Here is a 2,934-nt window from a genome sequence, read left to right on the forward strand (position 1 = left end):
CGCTCGCAGCGCGAGGCGCGCAACCCGAAACTGTCGGATCCGGTCGCGGCCGACGGGGATCGTGAGCAAGCGTACCGCGCGCAAACCTCGCCGCGGACACAGCCTAGTGCCGCCGAAACCGCTGGCGCTCGTCGCGCCGATCATACATCGGAACCTTACGCTGCAGGCGACGCATCGTTATCCCGAAACGACGGCACGGACAGCCAGCAGTGGAAGCCGCTGATCGATCCGATGCAGGTGGTGCGCGGTGTCGGCAAGTCGAAGCTGCTGATCGTGACGACGACACTGCTGGGCGCCGCGCTCGGCGTCACCATCGCGCTGTCGACGCCGAAGAAATATGAGGCCACCACCGAACTGATCGTCGACCCGCGCGACCTGAAGCTCACCGATCGGGACCTCACCCAGTCGGTCGTCGCTTCCGACGCCACGCTGGCCATCGTCGAGAACCAGGTCCGGGTGCTGACATCAGGCACTGTTCTCAACAAGGTCGTCGACAAGCTCAATCTGGTCAATGATCCGGAATTCAATGGGCAAGGCAGCGGCGGCCTCAGTGTCATGTCGCTCATTCGCTCCGTCCTGTCCCGCAATGATGGGCCGGGGGGTGTCGACGACAGCCGTCGCCGCGCGCTTGCTGTCGGCAATCTGGCTGAGAGCCTTTCGGTCGAGCGCGGCGGCAAGACCTTCGTCATCACCGTCAGCGCCACCACGCAGAATGGCGAGAAATCAGCGCTCATCGCCAACACGATGACGGATGTCTTCCTGCAGACTTTCGGCCAGATACAGTCGGACACCGCAGGCCGCGCCACCGACGAACTGACGGCCAGGCTCGACGAGTTGCGCAAGGGCGTCGAGGCAGCCGAGCGCAAGGTCGAGGATTTCAGGGCCACGCACGATCTCGTTGACGCGCAGGGCCATCTCATCAGCGACGACGAGATGCTGAAACTCAACGAGCAGCTGTCGGTCGCGCGCGCCCGGACCCTGGAACTCAACGCCCGGGCGGCCTCGGCGCGTTCGGTCGACGTCAATTCGGTTCTCACCGGTACCTTGCCGGAGGAGATCAACTCCAACACGATGAGCGATCTGCGTTCGCAATATGCGTCGCTCAAGCAGGAAGCTGACCGCGCCGCCATCCGGCTCGGCCCGCGTCACCCCGAACTCCAGGCGATCAATGCCCAGATTGCCGGCGCACGCGACCGCATCGCCTCGGAGCTGCGCCGCATCGGCTCGTCGCTGCAGGTCGACCTCAAGCGCGCCGTCCAGCTCGAACAGGATCTCGCCTCTCGCCTGGCGCAGCTGAAGGTCCGCAGCGGCGACGTCAACAGCGACCTCGTGTCGATGCGCGAACTGGAGCGCGAGGCGACCGCCAAGCGTTCCGTCTACGAACAGTACCTGCTGCGCGCCAAGGAGACCGGCGAGCAGAAGGACATCAACACCGCCAACATCAATGTGATCTCGAAGGCCTTCGCGCCGCTCGAGCCGAACGGGCCGTCGCGGGTCGTGGTCGCGCTCGCCGGCCTGTTGCTGGGTTTCGCCTCCGGCATTGGCCTCGGAGCCATGCGTGGCGCCTATGAGAGCCTGCGTGACACCGCCAATTCGCGCTCGCGTCGCGACCATGGCGCGGACGAACGCCGGACGCCTTACGAAGACAAGGCATATCGGGCAGCGCCGCCGCCGGCGCCGCCATTACCACCAGCGCCGCAGCCATCGACACCCCCGCCTGCATCACCACCGCCGGCCGTGCCACCGCCTGTCCAGCAAGCCGAGGCCTCGCCGGCAGAAGGTCCCGGCCGGATCGGTGCCTTGCTGTCGAGGCTGCACAAGTCCGTCTCCCGCAGGCCATCCCGGGAGGAGCCGTTCGATACCGTCGAATGGGCCTCTGCCGAAAACGGGGAGCCAACGCAGGATCCGCAATACCGCGCCTATCCCCGGCCGGCGCCGGCCTTCGAGCCCCGGCAGGCGGCCGCGACAGCATACCCGGCACCACCTTTCCAGCCCGGCGGCCATCCGCAGCAGACGGCGCAGCCGCCACTGCCGCCTCCCATGATGACGCAGCGGCCATATTCCGGGCCGCAGCTCTATCCCTACGCGCAGCCATTAGGCTACGCGCAGCAGCCGGGCTATCCCTATCCGCAATCGATGCCGGCCGCCAATGCCGGGCAGCAGTCCGATCCGGCTCAGCCCGCTTCCGAGTCCTATCCACAGCCGCCCGTCGCGCAGCAGCAGGCGCCTCAGCCTCATCAGCGATCGGCGGAGCCGTCGCAGGCCGTGGAGGATGCCGAGCAGCAAGCGCCAATCGAGGAAATCCGCGCCAGCCTGCGCGAATTCCGCGAAGCGGTTCGCGAACTGACCGAGAGCCGCACGCGCCGCCGCTACTTCTGAGCCACAAAAATCTGCGCGGTGCCGTACAAAAACATGCCGGTTTCGCGTAAACGGCATGGGACGGCGCTTTGGCGGGATTGCATGTTGGATTTTTCGTGAAGATGCCACGCTGTGAAAGATCGAAAAGCGCGTCGCTTCCGGAAGCGACGCGCTTGGGCATTCTGGTGTTGAGGGTGGTCCATGGCTGAAGTGATTGATGGCAAGAGCGTTGCCGGGGACGTTGTGGGGACGGTCAAGACCCTGACGGCTGAACTTGTCGCCAAGGGCAAGGCCAAGCCCGGTCTTGCCGTGGTCATCGTCGGCGAGGATCCGGCCAGTCAGGTCTATGTCGCGTCCAAGTCGCGCACCGCCAAGGAATGCGGCTTTCATTCCGTCCAGCATACGCTGCCGGCCGAAACCTCCGAAGAGGCATTGCTGAAGATCATCGGCGACCTCAACGCCGATCCGGCCATCAATGGCATCCTCGTGCAGCTTCCTCTGCCGGCCCACATTGACGCCGGCAAGATCATCCAGACCATCGCGCCGGAAAAGGATGTCGACGGCTTCCACTTCATC

The 2,934-nt window shown here is 65.4% G+C and carries 2 protein-coding genes; both read left to right on the forward strand.

Going from position 1 to position 2,934, the window contains the following annotated elements:
- The first annotated feature begins 30 nt into the window (after positions 1-30).
- Positions 31-2,379, forward strand: a complete 2,349-nt coding sequence (locus EN932_RS32760; protein WP_128369392.1) for a GumC family protein — start codon at positions 31-33, stop codon at positions 2,377-2,379.
- Between the two features lie 180 nt (positions 2,380-2,559).
- The coding region (locus EN932_RS32765; RefSeq protein ID WP_281061570.1) for a tetrahydrofolate dehydrogenase/cyclohydrolase catalytic domain-containing protein at positions 2,560-2,934 on the forward strand (375 nt) is incomplete at its 3' end.

It is taken from the genome of Mesorhizobium sp. M7A.F.Ca.US.002.01.1.1, assembly GCF_004022955.1.
In the GTDB taxonomy this organism is placed as follows: Bacteria; Pseudomonadota; Alphaproteobacteria; order Rhizobiales; family Rhizobiaceae; genus Mesorhizobium; species Mesorhizobium ciceri.